Origin of the sequence: Ralstonia chuxiongensis (genome assembly GCF_024158925.1) — a bacterium.
Lineage (GTDB): Bacteria > Pseudomonadota > Gammaproteobacteria > Burkholderiales > Burkholderiaceae > Ralstonia > Ralstonia chuxiongensis.
This window is the reverse complement of sequence record NZ_JAMYWC010000001.1, coordinates 243,043-263,393: the sequence shown is the minus strand read 5'-3', so window position 1 is coordinate 263,393 and position 20,351 is coordinate 243,043. Positions and strand designations below refer to the sequence as shown.

Genomic DNA, 20,351 nt, shown 5'->3' with positions numbered 1-20,351 from the left:
CAACGGGGTTCACAGCGCGTGGGCCAACTGCAGCAGCGGCTGCCGCGCCGTGGCGTCTTGCAGGCGCCCAGCGGCGTCGACAATACCCATGCTTTGCAGCCACGCCTCAAACTCCGGCGCCGGCCGCAGGCCCAGCGTGTCGCGCAGATAGAGTGCGTCATGAAACGAGGTGCTCTGGTAATTGAGCATGATGTCGTCGGCGCCCGGCACGCCCATGATGAAGTGGATGCCGGCCACGCCAAACAGCGTGAGCAGCGTATCCATGTCGTCCTGATCGGCTTCAGCGTGGTTGGTGTAGCAGACGTCGCAGCCCATGGGCAGGCCCATCAGCTTGCCGCAGAAGTGGTCTTCCAGCCCCGCGCGGATGATCTGCTTGCCGTCGTAGAGATACTCCGGACCGATAAAACCGACCACCGTGTTGACCAGCAACGGCGAGAACGCCCGCGCCACCGCATAGGCACGCGCCTCCATGGTTTGCTGATCGACGCCGTGATGCGCATTGGCCGACAACGCGCTGCCCTGGCCGGTCTCGAAATACATCACGTTATTGCCGACCGCACCGCGCGCCAGGCCCTGCGCCGCGTCATGCGCCTCGGCCAGCAAGGCAAGACTAATGCCGAATCCCGCGTTGGCCTGTTCGCTGCCCGCCACCGATTGAAACACCAGGTCAACCGGCGCGCCCTGGTCAATGGCGCGCAGTGTGTTTGTCACGTGGGTCAGCACGCACGACTGCGTGGGAATGGCGTAGCGATTGCGCAGTTCATCGACCAATTGCAGCAGCGATACGATCGCACCGAGATTGTCGCCCGCAGGGTTGATGCCGATGGTCGCATCGCCGCAGCCATAGAGCAGGCCATCGATGATCGACGCGGCAATACCTTTGGGGTCGTCCGTCGGGTGATTGGGCTGCAGCCGGACTGACAATCGGCCGGGCAAGCCGATGGTGTTGCGAAAGCGCGTGACCACGCGGCACTTGCGGGCCACGGAAATCAGATCCTGATTGCGCATCAGCTTGCTGACCGCGGCGGCCATTTCGGGCGTGATGCCGGGCGCGACGCTTGCCAGCGTCTGGCTGTCCGTCTCATGCAGGAGCAACCAGTTGCGGAACTCGCCCACCGTGAGCGAGGCAATCGGCCGGAAGGCCTGTGCGTCGTGCCGATCAAGAATCAGGCGCGTGACCTCGTCTTCCTCATAAGGCACCAGCGCTTCGTTAAGGAACGCCGACAGCGGCACGTCTGCCAGCGCCATGCGCGCGGCCATGCGCTCGCCTTCGCTGGCAGCAGCCAGGCCCGCCAGATAGTCGCCGGAGCGCGCCGGGCTGGCTTTGGCCAGGAGCGTCTTGAGATCGTTGAACACATAGCGCTGCGCGCCAATGGCCTGAGCGAAGTGCATGATGGGATACGCGGAAGCGTCCAATGACGGTGACGGTGACGGCGATGCCTATCCTGCCACTTTAGTTGCCTTCTATGCCACGGCGGCAATGTTCTAATACGCGCTTCCCAAACGTCGATCTCGCCCGCAAATGACCGCATCCGCCACACCGTCCCGCACACATCACGCGGGCTCTGCCATGGAAGTGCTGGCGGTCTTTCTCAAGCTGGGTCTCACCAGTTTCGGTGGGCCGGTCGCACATATCGGCTACTTCCGGCGCGAGCTCGTGGAGCGCCGCCGCTGGCTGGACGACGCAACATTCACCGACCTTGTCGGGCTTTGCCAGTTTCTGCCGGGGCCTGCCAGCAGCCAGGTGGGGTTTTCCGTCGGGCTGCTTCGGGCGGGATGGCGTGGCGGGTTGGCAGCATGGTGCGGCTTTACGCTGCCCTCCGTCTTGCTGCTGCTGGTTTTTGCGATGCTCGCGCCGAGCTTGGGCGGCCCGATTGGCGCGGGCCTGATCCACGGTTTGAAGCTGGTTGCCGTTGCGGTGGTGGCGCAGGCCGTGTGGGACATGGCGCGCAAGCTTTGTCCTGACTGGCAGCGCGCAGGTATCGCGCTGATCAGCATCGCCGTGCTCAGCGCGTTGACGACCGTTTACGCGCAACTTGTCGTGATCGTGCTTGGCGCCGTACTGGGGCTGATGTTATGCCGATCGTCCCGTCCGGCGAGTGGTGCTCCGAGGGCGGAGCAGGGGGCTGCATTCCGCGTGTCTCACGTGGCGAGCATCGTCAGCCTGGTGCTCTTCTGCGCGCTGCTGTTCGGGCTTCCGGTTGTTGCAGGTCTTCATCCGTGGATGCCCGCCAAGGTGTTCGACGCGTTCTATCGTTCGGGCGCGTTGGTTTTCGGGGGCGGGCACGTCGTGCTTCCGCTGCTGGAGCATCAGACGGTCGCGACGGGTTGGGTCACGTCGAACGATTTCTTGGCAGGCTACGGCGCCGCGCAGGCCGTGCCCGGGCCGTTGTTCACCTTCGCCGCTTTCCTTGGCTGGACGATCGGACCGGGGCTGAATCACTGGGCCGGGGCTGCGCTTGCCACGGTGGGCATTTTTCTGCCGGGCCTGCTGCTGGTCATCGCGGCGCTGCCTTACTGGCAGGCGTTGCGCGCGCGTCCTTCCATGGCGGCGCTGCTGGCGGGTGTGAATGCCGCAGTCGTTGGATTGCTGGCTTTTGCCCTTTACACACCCGTCTGGACGAGCGCCGTGCGGTCATGGAGCGACTTTGCCGTCGCGGCGATTGCGTTCCTGCTGCTGACGCGATGGAAAACGCCACCGCTGATTGTGGTGGCGTTTTGTGCGGCGGCGGGCGTTGCCGCTGCCATGCTGGGTTGAATCGCGCTCTTCCTACGAGCGGCAACCGGTAACTGCGCAGGGGCAGGGGGTCATTCGTCCATGAGCCGAACCCTGACCTTCTTGCCCTTCAGCGTGCCGCCGTTGAGCTTGCGCAGCGCCTCGCGTGCGATGCCGCGGTCGACCGCAACGTAGGTCGAGAATTCGGTCACGTTGATCTTGCCGATCTGGTCGCCCCGAAAGCCGGCGTCGCCTGTCAGGGCACCGAGCACATCGCCGGGGCGGATCTTCTCCTTGCGTCCGCCGAGAATCTGTAGCGTTTCCATTGGCGGCAGCAGCGGTGCGTCATTGCCGGTATCCAGCTCGTCGAGCTTGTGCCATTCGACCTCGCGCCCGAGGGCCTGCTCGATGTTGCCGACACGGCCCATCTCGTCCATGCTCGCGAGGCTCAGCGCCCAGCCGTTCTCATCGGCGCGGCCCGTGCGGCCAATGCGATGCACGTGCACTTCGGGGTCGGGTGTCACGTCAACGTTGATCACCGCTTCGAGCTGCGCAATGTCGAGCCCGCGCGCGGCAACGTCCGTTGCCACGAGCACCGAGCAACTGCGGTTCGCGAACTGGATCAATACCTGATCGCGCTCGCGCTGTTCGAGTTCGCCATGCAGCGCCAGCGCGTGGATGCCCTGAGCGCGCAGCACGTCGAGCAGGTCACGGCATTGCTGCTTCGTGTTGCAGAACGCGAGCGTGCTCACCGGCCGATAGTGCTTGAGCAGCAGCCCGACCGCATGCAGCCGCTTGTTGTCGGTCACCTCGTAGAAGCGCTGGCGAATCTTGCTGTCGTCGTGGCGCTCTTCGAGCTTCACCTCTTTTGGATTGCGCAGAATGCGCTGGCTCAGCTTCGCAATACCTTCCGGATAGGTCGCCGAGAACAGCAGCGTCTGTCGATCAGGCGGGCATTGGCGCACGACCGTCGCGATGTCATCGAAGAAGCCCATGTCGAGCATGCGGTCTGCTTCGTCAAGCACGAGCGTCTTCAGTGCGCCGAGCGCGAGATTGCCGCGCTCCAGATGGTCCATGATGCGCCCCGGCGTGCCGACGATGACGTGCGCGCCATGTTCGAGGCTCGCCGCCTGCGGGCGCATCGGTGTGCCGCCGCAGAGCGTCAGTACCTTTACGTTTTCTTCGGCGCGTGCCAGGCGGCGGATTTCCTGCGCAACCTGATCGGCAAGCTCGCGCGTCGGGCAGAGCACCATCGCCTGCACGTCGAAGCTGCGCGCGTCGAGCCGTGCGAGCAGTGCCAGCGCAAACGCTGCCGTTTTGCCGCTGCCCGTCTTTGCCTGCGCGATCAGATCGTGGCCCGCAAGCGCGATGGGCAGGCTTGCAGCCTGGATCGGCGTCATGTCGGTGTAGCCGAGCTGCGCAAGGTTCGCGAGCACGGCCGGGGCGAGCGCTAGGGTGGTGAAGGGCGTGGCGGTTGGTTCGATGGTCATGTCGTTGCGTTGGATCACTTGAGCGGCTTGCCTTCGATTTGCTTGTAGATGACCCGGCCGTCTTTGGTTTCGACGCGTTTGAGATAGTTGCGCGCGCCGCATAGCGCACAGCGGAACAGCGGCCCTTGGCCCTCATCCTTGATGACGACGTCGGACAGCTCCCACTGCGTGCCGCAGCTCTGGTTGATGCAAGTGAACACGATTTTCTCTAAATGGATTGTTCGTTGCGCCTCGATGACGAGGCAGGTGGGCCGGGGCCGCGAGCGCGCCGATGTCAATCCGGATCAATATCTCAACCACAAATGGCGTTGCCGAGCCGTTCGTAGGAGATTGCGCTGCCCTTTGGCTATTTTGGCCTGACAGGTGGGGAAGTCATCTCGTCTCGCGACGCCCACGCCATGCGCCCAATGCATCCTGTTGGTGCAACAGATTCGCGGGTACAACGTTGGGAGCGATGGAAATATGGGGCCGATCTTGCAGATCGTCACGTTTTCCCCGCCGGACTCTAACACACCCATTTAGGCCCGTAAGGCGCGGGCGAAGCCTCTGTGACGACTGGCAGGAAACTGCAGATGTCATTTCTTTGACACTGTCTAGAGTCCGCGCTCTTGTCCCGGTTTGAGGTGCGTCAAGTCTGGTCGGTAGCCGCTGGCATCTAATGGATCGCATATTGGCAATCGTTTGACGCCCCAACTATGCGCACCGCCCCCGTGCCGTCTTCATCGACTGCAGAACAGATCGATCTGCCGATCGATCTGCCGTTTCACGCTGCTCTTGCCCGCACATCGAATTCGCTGTCCCTCGCATCAATGCAACTAGCGTTGCTTGATTGGGCGCTGCATCTTGCCGTCTCGCCTGGGAAGCGGCTGGATCTGTGCCGCCTGGCGCTGACGCAGGCCGAACAACTCGAGCGTTACATCCGGGACTGTATGGCGTCCGGCCCTCAGGACGTGTGCCTTTGCGTCCAGCCGCCGGCCCGCGACCGTCGTTTCTCGGCGGACGAGTGGCGCCTGTGGCCGTTCAACGTATTGCACCAGTCCTTCCTGTTGACCGAACAATGGTGGGAGGCGGCCACGCGCGGCGTGTGGGGTGTCGCCAAACATCATGAGGACGTGGTTGCCTTTGCTGCACGTCAATGGCTCGACATGATGTCACCGGGCAACCAACTGGTAACCAACCCGATTGTTCTGCGCCGGACCTTTGAACAGCACGGCACCAATCTCGTGCGTGGCGCGCTCAATGCGCTTGACGATCTGGAGCGCTCCATGAGCGGCGCGCCGGCCGCCGGCACTGAACGCTTTGCGGTGGGCCGCGACGTTGCCATCACTCCCGGCAAGGTGGTCCTGCGCAACCGCCTGATCGAACTGATCCAGTACACGCCGACCACGAGCAAGGTCCAGGCCGAGCCCATCCTGATCGTGCCGGCATGGATCATGAAGTACTACATCCTGGATCTGTCTCCGCAGAACTCGCTGATCCGCTATCTGGTAGAGCAGGGCCATACCGTGTTCTGCATCTCCTGGAAAAATCCCGACGAGGCCGATCGCACCCTCGACATGGATGACTACCTCAAGCTCGGTGTCTTTGCCGCGCTCGATGCCGTCAATGCCATCGTGCCGGGCCAGCGCGTCCACGCCACCGGTTACTGCCTCGGGGGCACGTTATTGGCCATTGCCGCGGCTGCCATGGCGCGCGATGGCGATGCGCGGCTGGCATCCATGACGCTCTTTGCCGCACAGACAGACTTTTGCGAGCCGGGCGAACTCGGCCTGTTCATCGACGAGGCGCAGGTCAGTCTGCTGGAAGCGCAGATGGAGCAGACCGGCTATTTACGCGCCAGCCAGATGGCCGGAGCCTTCCAGATGCTGCGCTCGTACGACTTGCTGTGGTCGAGGGTGGTGGGTGAATACCTGCTGGGCGATCGGGCACCCATGAACGATCTGATGGCCTGGAACGCCGATGCCACGCGCATGCCCGCGCGGATGCACAGCCAGTATCTGCGGCATCTGTTTCTGAACGACGACCTGAGCGAGGGCCGCTACCCCGTCAACGGCAAGCCGGTGGCCCTTAACGACATCGACCTGCCGATCTTCGTTGTGGGCACGTTGACCGACCACGTGGCGCCATGGCGCTCGGTCTACAAGCTGCATCACTTGACCGAGTCGGAGCTGACGTTCGTGTTGACAAGCGGCGGTCATAACGCCGGCATCGTCAGCCCGCCGGCCAACTCGCATCGGCGGTTCCAGATGCAGACACGCCACGTCGGCGAGACATCAGCGGCGCCAGATGACTGGCTGGCATCGGCCCCCACCACCGACGGTTCATGGTGGCCAGCATGGGATGCATGGCTGGTCGCGCATGCATCGGGCGCTACAGCGGTCAAACCGCCGAAGATGGGCGTACCCGGACTGCTGCCACTGGCCGATGCGCCCGGCACCTACGTGCTGGAGAAATAGATGCGTGTGGAGAAACAACGCCGGGCATGCGGCAGGTACGCCGGCACGCGTATGGCCGCCATGGTGGCCTCTGCCACTGCGCTGGCCCTGTCGGCTTGCATCTCGATGGCGCCGCCTTACGAGGCACCTGCCTTGCCCGTGGCTCAGCACTACGACGCCGACGATGGCCGGGATGGCCTGTCTGCCTCCGCCACCGGCTGGCAGGCGTACTTTACGGACAAGCGCCTGCAGGCGTTGATCGCTCAGGCGCTGGAGAATAACCGCGACCTGCGCACCGCCGTGCTGCGGGTGGAAGAGGCGCGTGCCGCGTTTGGCATCCAGCGGGCGGAGATATTTCCGCACCTCGACGCGCAGGCCGGCATCAGCCGCCTGAGCATTCCGGCGGACCTGAGCCCGTTCGGCACGCCGATGCGTGTAACGCAATACCAAGTGGGCGCCGGTGTCTCCAGTTGGGAGATCGATTTCTGGGGGCGCGTACGCAACCTCAACGACGCCGCACTGGAAAGCTATGTGGCTTCCGACGCCGCGCGCCGTGCGGTAGCGCTTGGGCTGATCGCGCAGGTGGCCGACAGCTACCTTGTATTGCGTGAACTGGACGAGCGCATCGCGCTGGCGCAGCAAACCGTGGATAGCCGAACCGAGACACTGCGCATCTTCTCGCGTCGTGTGGCAGTGGGGGCGACTTCACGATTGAACCAAACGCAGGTCGAGACCCTGCTGACCCAGGCGCAGGCGCTGTTGACGCAATTGCAGCAGGCGCGGGACGCGCAGGCGCACGGCCTGGCCTTGCTTGTCGGCAAGCCGATCGACTTGCCACCGGTTTCTGAGCCACTTGACGAGCACCGCATGCTGGCGGAGCTACGCGCGGGCCTGCCTTCCGACCTGCTGGCGCAGCGCCCGGACATTGTGGCTGCGGAACATCGCCTGCGTGCTGCGCATGCCAGCATCGGTGCTGCACGGGCGGCGTTTTTCCCACGCGTGGCCCTGACCGGCGCTTACGGCACGATCAGCCCGGAACTGGGCAATCTGTTTGCGCCCGGTACGCGCGCCTGGGTTTTTGCACCCAGCATCAGCCTCCCGCTGTTTGAAGGCGGCAAGCTACGCAGCAACCTTGACTTGGCAGAAGCCCGCCGAGACCTTGCCGTGGCTGCCTACGAGAAGACCGTGCAGAGCGCTTTCCGCGACGTGTCCGACGCGCTGTCCGCACGCAAGTGGGTGGCCGAACAGCTCGACATTGCGAAGGCCGCGCTAGCAGCGCAGACCGAACGCGCTCGGCTGTCACAACTGCGTTTCGACGCCGGCGCATCGACATTCCTCGAGGTGCTTGACGCCCAGCGCGATTTGCTTGCCGCTCAGCAGCAACTGGTGCAGGTGCGCCGCGCGCTTCTGTCGAGCCGCGTTGGCCTGTATGCGGCGCTGGGCGGCGGCACGCAAGCTGTCGAATCCGCACCCGATCCGCAACCCCATCTGAGCCCGACGCCGCCACCGCGCGTATCGGGCGAACCAACACCATGACCACGACTCCCCGACAACGATGGATTGCGCTGCTCGCTGCCGCCTTGGTGGTCGCCGGTGGGGCGTTCGCATGGAAGGCCTTGCGGCAAGACGGGCCCGGAAAGGGCTTTGTGAGCGGCAACGGCCGGATCGAGGCCACCGAAATCGACGTAGCCACCAAGCTTCCCGGCCGCGTGCAAGACATCCTTGTGGATGAGGGCGACTTCGTGCGGGCCGGCCAGCCGCTTGCGCACATGCAGGTGCAGACCTTGGAGGCGCAGCGCGACGAAGCTCAGGCGCGGCGGCAGCAATCGGTTTCTGCCGTGGCAAGTGCACAGGCCCAGGTGGCTGTACGAGAGGCTGACCGGCAGGCCGCACTGGCGCAGATCGCCCTGCGTGAGAGCGATCTGGATGCCGCGCAACGGCGGTTGACACGGTCCGAGACGCTGTCGAACGAAGGGGCCTCGTCGATGCAGGAGCTGGACGACGACCGCGCCCGGGTGCGCAGCGCCAAGGCCGCGCTTGTGGCGGCCCGCGCGCAAGCCGAGGCGGCGCAGGCCGCCGTATTGGCCGCCCGTACGCAGGTGGCCGGCGCCGGTGCCACCGTCAAGGCGGCCGACGCAACCGTACTGCGCATCAAGGCGGATATCGATGACAGCGCCTTGACGGCCCCGCGCGACGCCCGCGTGCAATACCGCATCGCCCAGCCCGGTGAGGTTCTGGCCGGTGGCGGGCGCCTGCTCAATCTCGTGGATCTTTCCGACGTCTACATGACCTTCTTCGTGCCGGAGACGGACGCAGGCCGCATTGCCATGGGCAGCGAAGTGCGTATCGTGCTCGACGCCGCGCCGCAATTCGTGATTCCGGCGCGCGTGTCCTTTGTGGCCAGCACTGCGCAATTCACCCCCAAGACCGTGGAGACGGCCAGCGAGCGCCAGAAGCTGATGTTCCGCGTCAAGGCCCAGATCGATCGCGATCTGCTGCGCAAACACCTGAAGCTGGTGAAGACTGGCCTGCCCGGCATGGCGTGGCTCAAGCTCGACGGGCAAGCCGAATGGCCGGCCGGCCTGGCGATCAAGGTTCCGCAGTGACCACCTCTGCCGACCCATCTGCGTTACATGACGGGCCCCTTGCGCCGCCGGTGGCGAGCCTGGCCGGCGTGAGCCTGCGCTATCGCAAGACGCTGGCGCTGGATGGCGTCACGCTCGACTTGCCCGCCGGGTGCATGGTCGGACTGATCGGCCCGGACGGCGTGGGCAAGTCCAGCCTGTTGTCATTGGTGGCCGGCGCGCGTGCCCTGCAGGACGGCGCAGTGCATGTGCTGGGCAGCGACATGGCCGATCGCCGTGCGCGCGCCGCGGTCGGTCCACGCATTGCTTACATGCCGCAAGGGTTGGGCCGCAACCTGTACCCCACGCTGTCGATCGAGGAGAACCTGCAGTTCTTCGGCCGGCTGTTCGGCCACGATGCGGCGGAGCGCCGACACCGCATTGATGCGCTCACGTCGAGCACCGGCCTGCGGGCGTTTCTCTCACGCCCAGCCGGCAAGCTGTCGGGCGGCATGAAACAGAAGCTGGCCTTGTGCTGCGCGCTGATCCACGACCCGGATCTCCTGATCCTGGACGAGCCGACCACGGGCGTTGACCCGCTCTCGCGCACGCAGTTCTGGGACTTGATTGCCGATATTCGCGCTGCGCGCCCCGGCATGAGCGTGATCGTGGCCACGGCTTACATGGAAGAGGCTGAGCGCTTCGACTGGCTGGTCGCCATGGATGCGGGGCAGGTGCTTGCCACCGGCACGCCGGCCGAACTGCGCAGCCGTGCCGGTACCGATTCGCTTGAAGCCGCTTTCATTGCGCTCCTGCCGCTCACGCGCCGGCAGGGTCATCAAGCCGTGGTGGTGCCACCCCTGGTGGCCGGTGCAGAAGACGATGTGGCCGTGCAGGCGAGCGGCCTGACCATGCGCTTTGGCGACTTTGTGGCGGTCGACCACGTCGACTTCCGAATCCGTCGTGGAGAGATCTTCGGCTTTCTCGGCTCGAACGGCTGCGGCAAGTCGACCACCATGAAGATGCTCACCGGCCTGCTGCCTGCCAGCGAGGGCCAAGCGTGGTTGTTTGGTCACCCGATCGATCCGAAGGACATCGACACACGCCGGCGCGTGGGCTACATGTCGCAGGCGTTCTCTCTGTATGGCGAGCTGACCGTGCGCCAGAACCTTGTGCTGCATGCGCGCCTGTTCCAGGTGCCTGAGCCGGAGGTGCAGTCGCGTGCGGCCGAGATGCTGACCCGTTTCGGGCTGCAAGAGGTGTCCGACAGCCTGCCCCAGAGCTTGCCGCTGGGCATGCGGCAGCGGCTGTCGCTGGCCGTGGCGATGGTTCACAAGCCTGAGCTGCTGATCCTGGATGAGCCGACTTCCGGTGTGGACCCGGTCGCGCGCGATATGTTCTGGCGCCTGATGATCGACCTCGCCCGGCGGGATCGCGTGACCATCTTCATCTCCACGCACTTCATGAACGAGGCCGAGCGATGCGACCGCATCTCGCTCATGCATGCCGGCCGCGTGCTGGTGAGCGATGCGCCCGCGGCGCTGGTGCGTGCTCGCGGCACACAGACGCTGGAGCAGGCGTTCGTTGCCTATCTGCAGGAGGCCGCCGAAGCGTCTGAGGGCACCGCCAAGATTGCCGCGCCGCTGCCCGTACGCACGGCTGCCGCCAGTGCGCCTAGCGGCATGCCCGCGCGCCGCCGCTTCAGTCTTGCTCGAGCACTGAGCTATTCGCAGCGTGAGGCGCTGGAGCTGCGCCGCGACCGCGTGCGCGCCACGCTGGCGCTGCTGGGTACGGCCATTCTGATGTTCATCATCGGATACGGCATCAGCCTGGATGTGGAGAACCTGACGTACGCCGTGCTGGATCGCGACCAGACCGTGCTTTCGCACGACTACACGCTCAACCTGGCGGGCTCGCGTTATTTCATCGAAAAACCCCCGATTCGTGACTACGCTGAGTTGGACCGCCGCATGCGCAACGGCGAGTTGTCGCTGGCGATTGAAATCCCACCGGGCTTTGCGCGCGACATTGAACGCGGCGCGGCCGTACAGATCGGCGCCTGGGTGGATGGTGCAATGCCCACCCGCGCAGAAACTGTTCGAGGTTACGTGCAGGCCATCCACCAGCTCTGGCTTGCGGATGCGGCTGTACACCGGCTGGGTGTGCGTCTTGCGACACCCAGCAGCGTCGAAACGCGCTATCGCTACAACCCCGACGTGAAAAGCCTGCCTGCCATGGTGCCCGCCGTGATTCCGATGCTGCTGATGATGATTCCCGCGATGCTGGCGGCGTTGTCGGTGGTGCGTGAAAAGGAGCTGGGCTCCATCATCAATTTCTACGTGACACCGGTCACCCGTGCGGAGTTTGTGCTCGGCAAGCAGGCGCCGTATATCGTGCTGGCCATGCTGAACTTCTTCTTGCTGGCGCTGCTGGCGGTGACGGTGTTCGGTGTGCCGATCAAGGGCAGCTTTGCGACGCTCGCGCTGGGGGCGCTGATCTTCGTGACGTGTTCGACGGGTTTTGGGCTGTTTGCGTCCACCTTCACGCAAAGCCAGATCGCGGCCATGTTCGTCACCATGATCGGCACAATCATTCCTTGTGTGCAGTTTGCCGGATTGCTCAATCCGGTGTCGTCGCTGGAAGGGGCGGGGGCCTTGATCGGACGCGTGTATCCGGCCACGCATTTCCTGACCATCAGCCGGGGCGTGTTCAGCAAGGCGCTGGATATGGGTGCGTTGGGCAGCGCCTTCTGGCCACTCCTGGCGGCGGTGCCGTTCATCCTGGGCGCCACCTTGCTGATGCTGCGCAAGCAGGAAAGGTAGGAGAGCCAGATCATGCCGAGCCTTCCGATCGATCGCCGCACCGCTCGCCTGAACAACATCTTCCGTCTTGGCATCAAGGAATTACGAAGCCTGGCGCGCGACCCGATGATGCTGGTGCTCATCGTCTATACCTTCACGGTGTCGATCTACGTGGCGGCCACAGCCATGCCGGCAAGCCTGCACAATGCCTCGATCGCCATCGTCGATGAAGACAGCTCACCGCTGTCGGCGCGCATTGTCTCGAGCTTCTATCCACCGCATTTCCGCACGCCGGCGCTGATCCCGCTCACCGAGGTGGACCCAGGCATGGACAGCGGCCGCTACACGTTCGTGCTCGACATTCCGCCCAACTTCCAGCGCGATGTGCTGGCCGGCCGCGCACCGTCCATCCAGCTCAACATCGACGCCACGCGCATGAGCCAGGCTTTTACCGGCAACGGCTACATCCAGCAGATCGTCGCGGGCGAGGTGAATACGTTCCTGCAGCGCCACCGCGCTGCGCCTGCCACGCCAGTCGACCTGGTGCTGCGCACGCGCTTCAATCCGAACCTGGAGCAGACGTGGTTCGGCTCGTTGATGGAAATCATCAACAACGTGACCATGCTGTCGATCATCCTGACCGGAGCCGCGCTCATCCGCGAACGCGAGCACGGCACGATCGAGCACCTGCTCGTGATGCCTGTCACGCCATTCGAGATCATGGTGTCCAAGGTCTGGTCGATGGGGCTGGTGGTGGTGGTGGCCGCCCTGGTTGCACTGGTGTGTGTGGTGCAGGGCGCGCTGCATGTACCGATCGAGGGCTCGATCCTGCTGTTCATGCTGGTGGCGACGCTGCATCTGTTTGCCACGACTTCCATGGGGATTTTTCTTGCGACGGTGGCGCGATCCATGCCGCAGTTCGGCATGCTGTTGGTTCTGGTGTTGCTGCCGCTGCAGTTGCTATCGGGCGGGACCACCCCGCGCGAGAGCATGCCCAGCGTGGTGCAGGACATCATGTTCGCTGCACCAACCACGCACTTTGTGTCGGCTTCGCAAGCCATTCTCTATCGGGGTGCGGGGCTCGAGGTCGTGTGGCCGCAGTGTCTGGCCATCTGCGTAATCGGCACCGTGCTGTTTCTCGCATCATTGACGCGCTTTCGCCAAACCATCAGCCAGATGGCTTAAAGGAGCCAACATGGATACACCCGCTAACGTTCCTCTCGCGCTCCAAAAGGCGCAAGTCAAGTTCGCGCTGCAGACGTTGGGCCTGCTCAAGGCAACACGGCAGCGCTGGTATGAACTGGGCGCCGAGCTGCTGGCCCAAGACGTTGCTCGCACCGAGTCTGCGCTGGCCGATCTGCAAGGCGTCGAAGACTGGAACGCCTTTGCAGCGCTGCTGCCCAACGCATTCTGGCAGACCAGCCAGCGCACCATGAATGTGCTGCAAGGCGTGCTGCAGACGGCCATCTCTAACCAATCGAGCTTCGTGGCGGATTATCAGCGCGTCATGCTGGAATGGCAGCAGGCTTCCGTACGGGCATTGAGCACGGCAGGCAATGCCATGCCGGTCAATACGGCCCTGCAGGGCATGCTGTCGGCGTGGGGCGTGCCGGGCGATGCATTGCTCCGCTCCGCACCCGAACGGTCAACTCCTGTACGTGCGCCCGGCAAGGGCAACGGTCAACTCCACCAAGCTTCCTGACGAGCACACATGGGCCCCGATCATCTGTCTGCACCGCCGGTGCTGCTGCCGGGTGGCGATCTGAGCGTGGTGCGCAATCGCACCTTTGACGAGATTGCCATTGGCGACACGGCTGCCATTCTGCGCACGCTCACGGCGGAGGACATCCAGCTCTTTGCTGTGTTGTCTGGGGACGTCAACCCGCAGCACCTGGATCCGGAGTTTGCGGCGTCCACGCGTTTTCATGGTGTGATTGCCCACGGCATGCTGGGCGGCGCGCTTATCTCCGCTTTGCTTGGCACGCGTTTGCCGGGGCCGGGAACGATCTACCTTGGGCAGACGCTGCAATTCCTCGCACCGGTGCGCGTGGGCGACACCTTGACCATTCGCGTGACGGTGGTCAGCAAGGAGGAGGAAAGAAAGCGGATCAAGCTGGCATGCACCTGTACAAACGACGGCGGCACGGTGGCCATCACGGGCGAGGCCGAGGTCATCGCGCCCACCGAGCGGATCGAGCGTCCGCGCACCACACTGCCGGATGTGCGTATCACCACCGGCAGTGATGGGATCCACCGCTTGCTCGACCATGTACGGCCTCTTGGTGCGATCCGCATGGCGGTCGTCCACCCGTGCGATGCGCTGAGCCTGTCCGCCGTGATGGACGCGCACGCTGAAGGTCTGATCGAGCCTTGCCTTGTTGCGCCGTACGCCAAGCTGATGCGCGTAGCCGCCGAGGCTGGCCTTGACCTCAAGGGCATCGAGATCGAAGACGTGCCGCACAGCAGCGCCGCCGCCACCCGCGCAGTGGAGCTTGTCACGCAGGGCAGGGCAGAGGCGCTGATGAAGGGCAGCCTGCATACCGACGAGTTGATGGCGGCGGTGGTGCGCGAGGAGGCAGGGCTGCGTACCAAACGTCGGATCAGCCATTGTTTTCTGATGCAGTCGCCAGCGTATCCGCGCCCGTTTATCGTGACGGATGCCGCCATCAACATCGCGCCGACCTTGGATCAAAAGGCGGACATTGTCCGCAACGCCATCGATCTGGCGCATGCGATTGGCGTTGAACGGCCGCGGGTGGCGATCCTTGCGGCGATCGAGACTGTGAACCCGCGCATGCCCGCCACGCTTGATGCGGCCGCACTGTGCAAGATGGCGGATCGCGGTCAGATCGAGGGCGGTGTGCTGGACGGGCCGCTGGCTTTCGACAACGCGGTATCTGCCGCTGCAGCGCGTATCAAGGGCATTGTTTCGGAAGTCGCTGGTCAGGCCGATGTGCTGGTTGTGCCCGATCTGGAAAGCGGCAACATGCTCGCCAAACAGCTGGAATACCTGGGCGGCGCTGCCAGCGCAGGCATTGTGCTCGGCGCCCGCGTGCCCATTGTGTTGACCAGCCGTGCCGACTCGCGCGAGTCGCGCATCGCGTCGTGTGCCGTTGCCACCTTGCTGGCTCACCGTTACCGCAACTTACCGCCATGAAAGATTGCATCGTCGTACTGAATTGCGGCTCGTCGAGCATCAAGTTTGCGTTGTTCGATGCCACCCTGGATCCATTGCCGCGCGCACCCATGTGGAGCGGCAAAGTGGAGGGCATCGGCACCGAGCACCCCGTGGCGACAGAGGCAGGCGCGCCAACACAATCGCTAGAGCTTGACAGTGCGCAGCCATATCACGCCGCGCTCATGCACATTCGCCAGCGTGTCGAGCACAGGCTGGACGGCCGCCGGCTGATGGCCGTGGCGCATCGGGTGGTGCATGGCGGCTCCAAATACTTCGCCCCGGTACGCGTGAGCGCCGATGTGTTGTCCGATCTACGCAGCTACATTCCTCTGGCGCCCCTGCATCAGCCGTTTGCCCTGGAGGCCATCGAGGCGCTTCTGTCGGACTTGCCTGATGTGCCGCAGGTCGCGTGCTTCGATACCGCTTTTCACCGCACGCTGCCGCAGGTCGAGACGATGCTGCCGCTGCCTTATACGGCATGGGAGCGTGGTCTGCGACGCTATGGCTTTCATGGGTTGTCGTACGAATACATGTCGATCGCTTTGCCGGAACGGCATGGCGATATCGCACTCGAGCGAACCATCGTCGCGCACCTGGGAAGCGGCGCCAGCCTATGTGCAATGCACGGGCTGAAGAGCGTAGCCACAACCATGGGGTTTTCCGCCCTCGATGGCCTGATGATGGGGACGCGATGCGGCGCGCTTGATCCGGGTGCGGTGCTCTACATGATGGAGACGGAGCATCTTTCCCCTGCACAGGTCGGGCACGTGCTGTATCACGAATCGGGTCTGCTTGGGGTGTCAGGGCTGTCTTCCGACCCGCGCGAGCTGATTGCGCGAGAGGCTGACAACCCGCGTGCACAGGCAGCGCTCGCGCTCTACGTGCGCCGGATCGTCCGTGAGATCGGTGCCCTGGTGGCCGTGCTGGGTGGCCTGGATTTCTTGGTCTTCACGGCGGGTATTGGCGAACACAATGCCGTGCTGCGCGAACGCGTTGTGGGCGCACTTGGTTATTTGGGTGCCGACCTGGATGACGCGGCCAACCAGGCGCATGCGGCGATCATCTCCAGTTCAGCGAGCCGGATTCGCGTAGCAGTGGAGCCTACAAACGAGGAGTGGGTGGCAGCACGGCATGTGGTTCAGTGCAATCGATGATCATGAGGCTTCTTGGCGAAACCGCTGATCGGCTCGGCAGACGGTTACGCAACCTCGGGCTACATCGCCCCATGTCCACTTGGCTTAGTGGACATGGGCTTGCGGAAATCAGCATTACCGTGGCATCTGCCTCCACATCTGATGGTTCAGCATCATCTGCTCCATCATCTCGTAGTGAAGGTCCATGTACTGGTCCGACATGTACTGGCGTTCCTTCATCTGCTCGGGCGTGAGGTGCGAGTAGTAGCCTCCCATCCCTCGCCACCCCATCATCGGGCCGCCGCCCATCATGTGGCCGCCGCGCATTCCACGGCCACCCATCATTCCAGGACCGCCCATCATTCCCGGGCCCCACAGCTCGCGCATCATGCCCATCGTGCTCTGCATCGTTGCCCAATGTTCGTCGAGCAGTTTCTGGCGCTCTTTCGGATCCTGGGTCTGACGGGCCTTGTCCATTTCTTCCTGCATCTTCTTCATATTCTCTCGAACAGCCGCCGTCTTTTTGTCGAACTCAGCCACGTTTGTTTGCGTCTGCGCGGTTTGACTGCCCTTGTTCGCGGGAGTGGTCTGTTGAGCAAGGACGGGCGCGCTGGAAATGGCCACACATGAAAGCATGGTCAGCAACACTGCTTTTTTCATCACGTATCTCCTGAAGCGAAATATGAAGGCCAATCTGAGTGAGGTGGCGTGCGATGGCGATGGCTCTCAATAGGGCAATCCTTCTTCGATCGGAAGGGAAGGGTCCCGGGACCACTCGTTCCAGGAACCGAGATATAGCCGCACGTTCTTGATGCCGGCTTCCTCCAGTGCGACGAACGTTGTGGATGCGCGCGCCCCTTTGAAGCAGAAAACAATGACGGGGGTTTCCTGACGAATCCCGACGGTCGCGCATTCGGCAAGAATCTCCGCTGGTGACTTGAACATCTGCCCAGTGGGGGTCGGCTTCATCATGCGATACCACTCAAGCCAGACCGAGCCCGGAATACGGCCTTTTCGCGGGCAGAAGTCCTTGCCGTAGGGCGATGAACTCTCGCCAATCCACTCGTCCACGTCCCGTACATCGAGCTTTACGACATGCGGGTCCGCGACTGCCTCCTTCATCTCGTCGAGGTCGACGAGGATGCGGCTTCCTTGCGTTGCCAGAGGAAAGTCGGCGGGCTTCGGGGCCGGCACGTCTGTCGTGCTTGGTAGCGCCGCCGCGCGCCATGCGCTGAAGCCACCGTGGAGCACCTTGATCTTGTCTCTGGGATAACCGAGGTAGCGGAGCAGAACGTAGCCCCGACAAGACTGCCCAAAGCCGGTCGTCATCGATTGCTCATAGACAACAGCTGTCTCCTTCCCGGACAAACCAGCCTTGCCAAAGGCTTCGCTAAATGCCTGCCGCAATGCCGCCACGCCTTGCGGCGTTGACGTCGCCAAATAAGTAAAGATTTCATGGATATTGACCGCGCCAGGCAAATGCGCTTCGGCAAAACCGGCCGCGTCCCGGGTATCGATGAGTACGAGTGGCTCGGTTTTCATCATCTCCGCCAACTCGACAGGAGACATGAGAACTCTTTCGTGCATGGCCGACCTCATCGTGTGATGGACAAAGGCGTTTCGGCGCAGGCAATCTTCAAACAAGCGCCTGAAGAAAATGTAGGCACTGTGGCGAAGTCGATATTGATGCCCGTCAACTGGGCGCGCGGCTGCAACGCGCCACGTTGCGCATCATGCCAATGGTCAAGCCGACCAGCAGCCGCCTGCAGCGCCGCAGGTGGCTGACCAAAGTTTGCGCGGGTGCGGAATTGCCCCTTCTTTTAACCCCCCGGACTGCCTGCCAACTGCCGCGCAGATGGGCGCGCGCGATGTGGCCTCAGAGGGCGTTAAGCGGGATTTTCAGGTAGCGAACGCCGTTCTCTTCGGGCGGCGGCAGCTCTCCAGCACGGATGTTGATCTGCACTGAAGGCAGAATCAGCGTCGGCATCGCCAGCGTCGCATCGCGGGCCTGTCGCATGGCGACAAACTGCGCCTCGGTCACGCCGTCGTGCACATGGATATTGCGATTGCGTTCGTCACGCACCGTCGTCTCCCAGGCCGGCCCCCGTCCTTCGGGCGGGTAGTCGTGACACATGAAGAGCCGGGTCTCGCCCGGCAAGTCGAGCAGCTTCCGGATGGAGTGAAACAGCTCGTGTGCATTGCCACCCGGGAAGTCACAGCGCGCGGTGCCAACGTCCGGCATGAACAGCGTGTCGCCGACGAAGACCGCATCCTCGAATTGGTACGCCATGTCGGCAGGCGTGTGACCTGGCACGTGAATCGCCTTGCCGGTCAACCCGCCAACGGAGAACGTCGCGCCGTCTTCAAACAGATGGTCGAACTGTGACCCGTCTGGCTGGAACTCCGGCTCCAAATTAAAGAGTTGTTTGAACACGGCCTGCACGCCGCGGATGTTTTGGCCGATGCCGATGCGGCCACCCAGATGACGCTTGAGATAGGGCGCGGCGGAAAGGTGGTCTGCGTGCGCATGCGTCTCAAGAATCCATTCGACGCGCAACGCACGCTCGCGCACAAACGCGATGACCCGGTCGGCGCTGGCCGTCGACGTCCGGCCCGACTTTGGGTCGTAATCCAGGACCGAGTCGATGATCGCGCACTCGGAGCGCGCTTCCTGATGAACCACGTAGGTCACTGTCCAGGTTGCCGGGTCAAAGAACGGCTGAACAATCGGTTGCATGGGGCCTCCTATGCCGCACATCAATCTACTGGAAAATAATATATTTTTTTATATACTATACGCATGGAAACCGAAAGCTCATATGGACAACGATCAAGTTGCTATTGACCTCGTCAGCATGCAAGCCGCCGCAACGAACGCGTGCGCCTTGCTCAAGGTGCTCGCCAATCCTGACCGACTGCTGCTGATGTGTCAGTTGTCGCAAGAGGAGCTGTCCGTGGGCGCACTGGAGGAGCGGCTGGGCATCCGGCAGCCGACGCTGTCGCAACAGCTGGGCATCCTGCGCGAGAACGGCTTAGTGGCGTCACGTCGTGATGGGAAGAACATCTTTTATTCGGTCGAAAGTGGGCCGGCGCTCGCAGTCATGACTGTCCTTTACGAACAGTTCTGCGCCGACGGCAAAGGGGAAAAGACATGCTGATTGACATTACAAACTTCACGCCTGGCCTTTCGCTGGCCGGCGGACTGATCATCGGTGCGGCGGCGGCCGTGCTGGTGCTGTTCAACGGCCGTATCGCAGGCATCAGCGGCATCCTGGGCGGCTTATTGGGCCTGCCACGCACCGATATGGTCTGGCGCGTGACTTTCCTTGTCGGTCTGATCGGTGCCCCGGTCATTGCGACTTTGCTCGGCAGGCCGCCCGTTGCAGAAATCCAGGCCGGCTGGAGTGAAATCCTGGTCGCCGGCTTTCTGGTGGGCCTGGGCACGCGCTACGCCAGCGGTTGCACAAGCGGCCACGGGGTATGCGGTATCTCGCGCGGCTCCGTTCGCTCCCTGGTTGCGACCTCCACCTTCATGGCGGCTGGCTTCCTGACCGTCTTCGTGCAACGGCATCTGATTGGAGGCTGACATGGCTGCCATTACCGCACTGCTCGCTGGCTTGCTGTTCGGCCTGGGCTTAATGATTTCCGGGATGGCCAATCCGGCCAAGGTGCAGGGCTTTCTCGACCTGGCAGGCCGGTGGGACCCTTCTCTTGCTTTCGTGATGATCGGCGCGATTGCCGTTGGCTCACTCGCGTTCTTCTTTGCCAAACGCCGCAAGCGTTCGTTCCTCGGATTGTCCATGCAGTTGCCAGCAAGCACGGTCGTGACATTGCGGCTGGTGTTGGGCAGCGCCTCGTTTGGTATCGGCTGGGGCTTGGCAGGCTTCTGCCCGGGCCCCGCGCTCGTGGCCCTGGGTGCGGGCTATCCGAAAGCGATCGGCTTCGTAGCCGCCATGGTGGCGGGCATGGTTGTCTTCGAGGTCTTTGAGCGAATGAAATCCAGCGCACAACACGCATAAGCAGGCGACGGGGAG

Annotated in this window: 18 protein-coding genes; 12 read left to right on the top strand and 6 right to left on the bottom strand. The window is 63.4% G+C overall.

Annotation, left to right across the window (positions count from 1 at the left end):
- Nucleotides 1–9: 9 nt before the first annotated feature.
- Complete coding sequence (locus tag NKG59_RS01105) at nucleotides 10–1,392, bottom strand: ethanolamine ammonia-lyase subunit EutB (protein WP_253534474.1); 1,383 nt, start codon at nucleotides 1,390–1,392, stop codon at nucleotides 10–12.
- Nucleotides 1,393–1,522: 130 nt separating this feature from the next.
- Between NKG59_RS01105 and chrA the strand changes: the two genes are divergently transcribed.
- Nucleotides 1,523–2,758, top strand: a complete 1,236-nt coding sequence (gene chrA / locus NKG59_RS01100; RefSeq protein ID WP_253534472.1) for a chromate efflux transporter — start codon at nucleotides 1,523–1,525, stop codon at nucleotides 2,756–2,758.
- Between the two features lie 50 nt (nucleotides 2,759–2,808).
- On the opposite strand, the gene dbpA is transcribed toward chrA, so the two are convergent.
- Both dbpA and NKG59_RS01090 read right to left on the bottom strand, forming a co-directional pair.
- Nucleotides 2,809–4,206 (bottom strand): ATP-dependent RNA helicase DbpA, encoded by a 1,398-nt coding sequence (gene dbpA / locus NKG59_RS01095; protein ID WP_045204036.1) that lies wholly within the window; start codon nucleotides 4,204–4,206, stop codon nucleotides 2,809–2,811.
- 14 nt (nucleotides 4,207–4,220) lie between these two features.
- Nucleotides 4,221–4,406, bottom strand: coding sequence for a hypothetical protein (locus NKG59_RS01090; protein ID WP_024978748.1), 186 nt, complete (start codon nucleotides 4,404–4,406; stop codon nucleotides 4,221–4,223).
- A gap of 495 nt (nucleotides 4,407–4,901) precedes the next feature.
- Between NKG59_RS01090 and NKG59_RS01085 the strand changes: the two genes are divergently transcribed.
- Genes NKG59_RS01085 through NKG59_RS01050 form a run of 8 tightly spaced genes read left to right on the top strand, consistent with a single transcriptional unit; the run spans nucleotide 4,902 to nucleotide 16,338 of the window.
- Nucleotides 4,902–6,662, top strand: a complete 1,761-nt coding sequence (locus NKG59_RS01085) for a PHA/PHB synthase family protein (protein WP_253534469.1) — start codon at nucleotides 4,902–4,904, stop codon at nucleotides 6,660–6,662.
- Complete coding sequence (locus tag NKG59_RS01080; protein ID WP_420804008.1) at nucleotides 6,663–8,177, top strand: efflux transporter outer membrane subunit; 1,515 nt, start codon at nucleotides 6,663–6,665, stop codon at nucleotides 8,175–8,177.
- Nucleotides 8,174–9,247 (top strand): HlyD family secretion protein, encoded by a 1,074-nt coding sequence (locus NKG59_RS01075; protein ID WP_253534467.1) that lies wholly within the window; start codon nucleotides 8,174–8,176, stop codon nucleotides 9,245–9,247. Before NKG59_RS01080 ends, NKG59_RS01075 begins: the two co-directional genes overlap by 4 nt.
- Nucleotides 9,211–12,027 carry a ribosome-associated ATPase/putative transporter RbbA gene (gene rbbA / locus NKG59_RS01070; RefSeq protein ID WP_253534465.1) on the top strand — a complete coding sequence of 939 codons (2,817 nt, stop codon included), beginning with the start codon at nucleotides 9,211–9,213 and terminating at the stop codon, nucleotides 12,025–12,027. Before NKG59_RS01075 ends, rbbA begins: the two co-directional genes overlap by 37 nt.
- 12 nt (nucleotides 12,028–12,039) lie before the next feature.
- Complete coding sequence (locus NKG59_RS01065) at nucleotides 12,040–13,191, top strand: ABC transporter permease (RefSeq protein ID WP_253534463.1); 1,152 nt, start codon at nucleotides 12,040–12,042, stop codon at nucleotides 13,189–13,191.
- A gap of 10 nt (nucleotides 13,192–13,201) precedes the next feature.
- Nucleotides 13,202–13,708: a hypothetical protein gene (locus NKG59_RS01060; protein WP_253534461.1), complete on the top strand. Its 507-nt coding sequence runs from the start codon at nucleotides 13,202–13,204 to the stop codon at nucleotides 13,706–13,708.
- A 9-nt stretch (nucleotides 13,709–13,717) separates the two neighbouring features.
- On the top strand, nucleotides 13,718–15,163 hold the full coding sequence (locus NKG59_RS01055; RefSeq protein WP_253534460.1) for a bifunctional enoyl-CoA hydratase/phosphate acetyltransferase: 1,446 nt from the start codon (nucleotides 13,718–13,720) through the stop codon (nucleotides 15,161–15,163).
- Nucleotides 15,160–16,338, top strand: coding sequence for an acetate/propionate family kinase (locus NKG59_RS01050; protein ID WP_253534459.1), 1,179 nt, complete (start codon nucleotides 15,160–15,162; stop codon nucleotides 16,336–16,338). The genes NKG59_RS01055 and NKG59_RS01050 overlap by 4 nt, the downstream gene beginning before the upstream one ends.
- 114 nt (nucleotides 16,339–16,452) lie before the next feature.
- Here NKG59_RS01050 and NKG59_RS01045 read toward each other — a convergent pair whose 3' ends face one another.
- The 3 genes from NKG59_RS01045 to NKG59_RS01035 form a co-directional block, all read right to left on the bottom strand.
- Nucleotides 16,453–16,977: a hypothetical protein gene (locus NKG59_RS01045; protein ID WP_045203861.1), complete on the bottom strand. Its 525-nt coding sequence runs from the start codon at nucleotides 16,975–16,977 to the stop codon at nucleotides 16,453–16,455.
- A 66-nt stretch (nucleotides 16,978–17,043) separates the two neighbouring features.
- Nucleotides 17,044–17,904, bottom strand: a complete 861-nt coding sequence (locus NKG59_RS01040; RefSeq protein ID WP_045203862.1) for a sulfurtransferase — start codon at nucleotides 17,902–17,904, stop codon at nucleotides 17,044–17,046.
- Between the two features lie 289 nt (nucleotides 17,905–18,193).
- Nucleotides 18,194–19,054 carry an MBL fold metallo-hydrolase gene (locus tag NKG59_RS01035; RefSeq protein ID WP_253534458.1) on the bottom strand — a complete coding sequence of 287 codons (861 nt, stop codon included), beginning with the start codon at nucleotides 19,052–19,054 and terminating at the stop codon, nucleotides 18,194–18,196.
- A gap of 82 nt (nucleotides 19,055–19,136) precedes the next feature.
- Here NKG59_RS01035 and NKG59_RS01030 point away from each other — a divergent pair, with 82 nt between their 5' ends.
- The 3 genes from NKG59_RS01030 to NKG59_RS01020 are packed head-to-tail and all read left to right on the top strand — an operon-like array spanning nucleotide 19,137 to nucleotide 20,336.
- Entirely contained in the window at nucleotides 19,137–19,475 is a 339-nt protein-coding gene (locus NKG59_RS01030) for an ArsR/SmtB family transcription factor (protein ID WP_045203864.1), read from the top strand.
- A complete protein-coding gene (locus tag NKG59_RS01025; protein WP_045203865.1) occupies nucleotides 19,469–19,903 on the top strand; it encodes a YeeE/YedE family protein in 435 nt (144 codons plus the stop codon). Before NKG59_RS01030 ends, NKG59_RS01025 begins: the two co-directional genes overlap by 7 nt.
- 1 nt (nucleotide 19,904) lies before the next feature.
- Nucleotides 19,905–20,336, top strand: a complete 432-nt coding sequence (locus NKG59_RS01020) for a YeeE/YedE family protein (protein ID WP_253534457.1) — start codon at nucleotides 19,905–19,907, stop codon at nucleotides 20,334–20,336.
- Nucleotides 20,337–20,351: the final 15 nt, after the last annotated feature.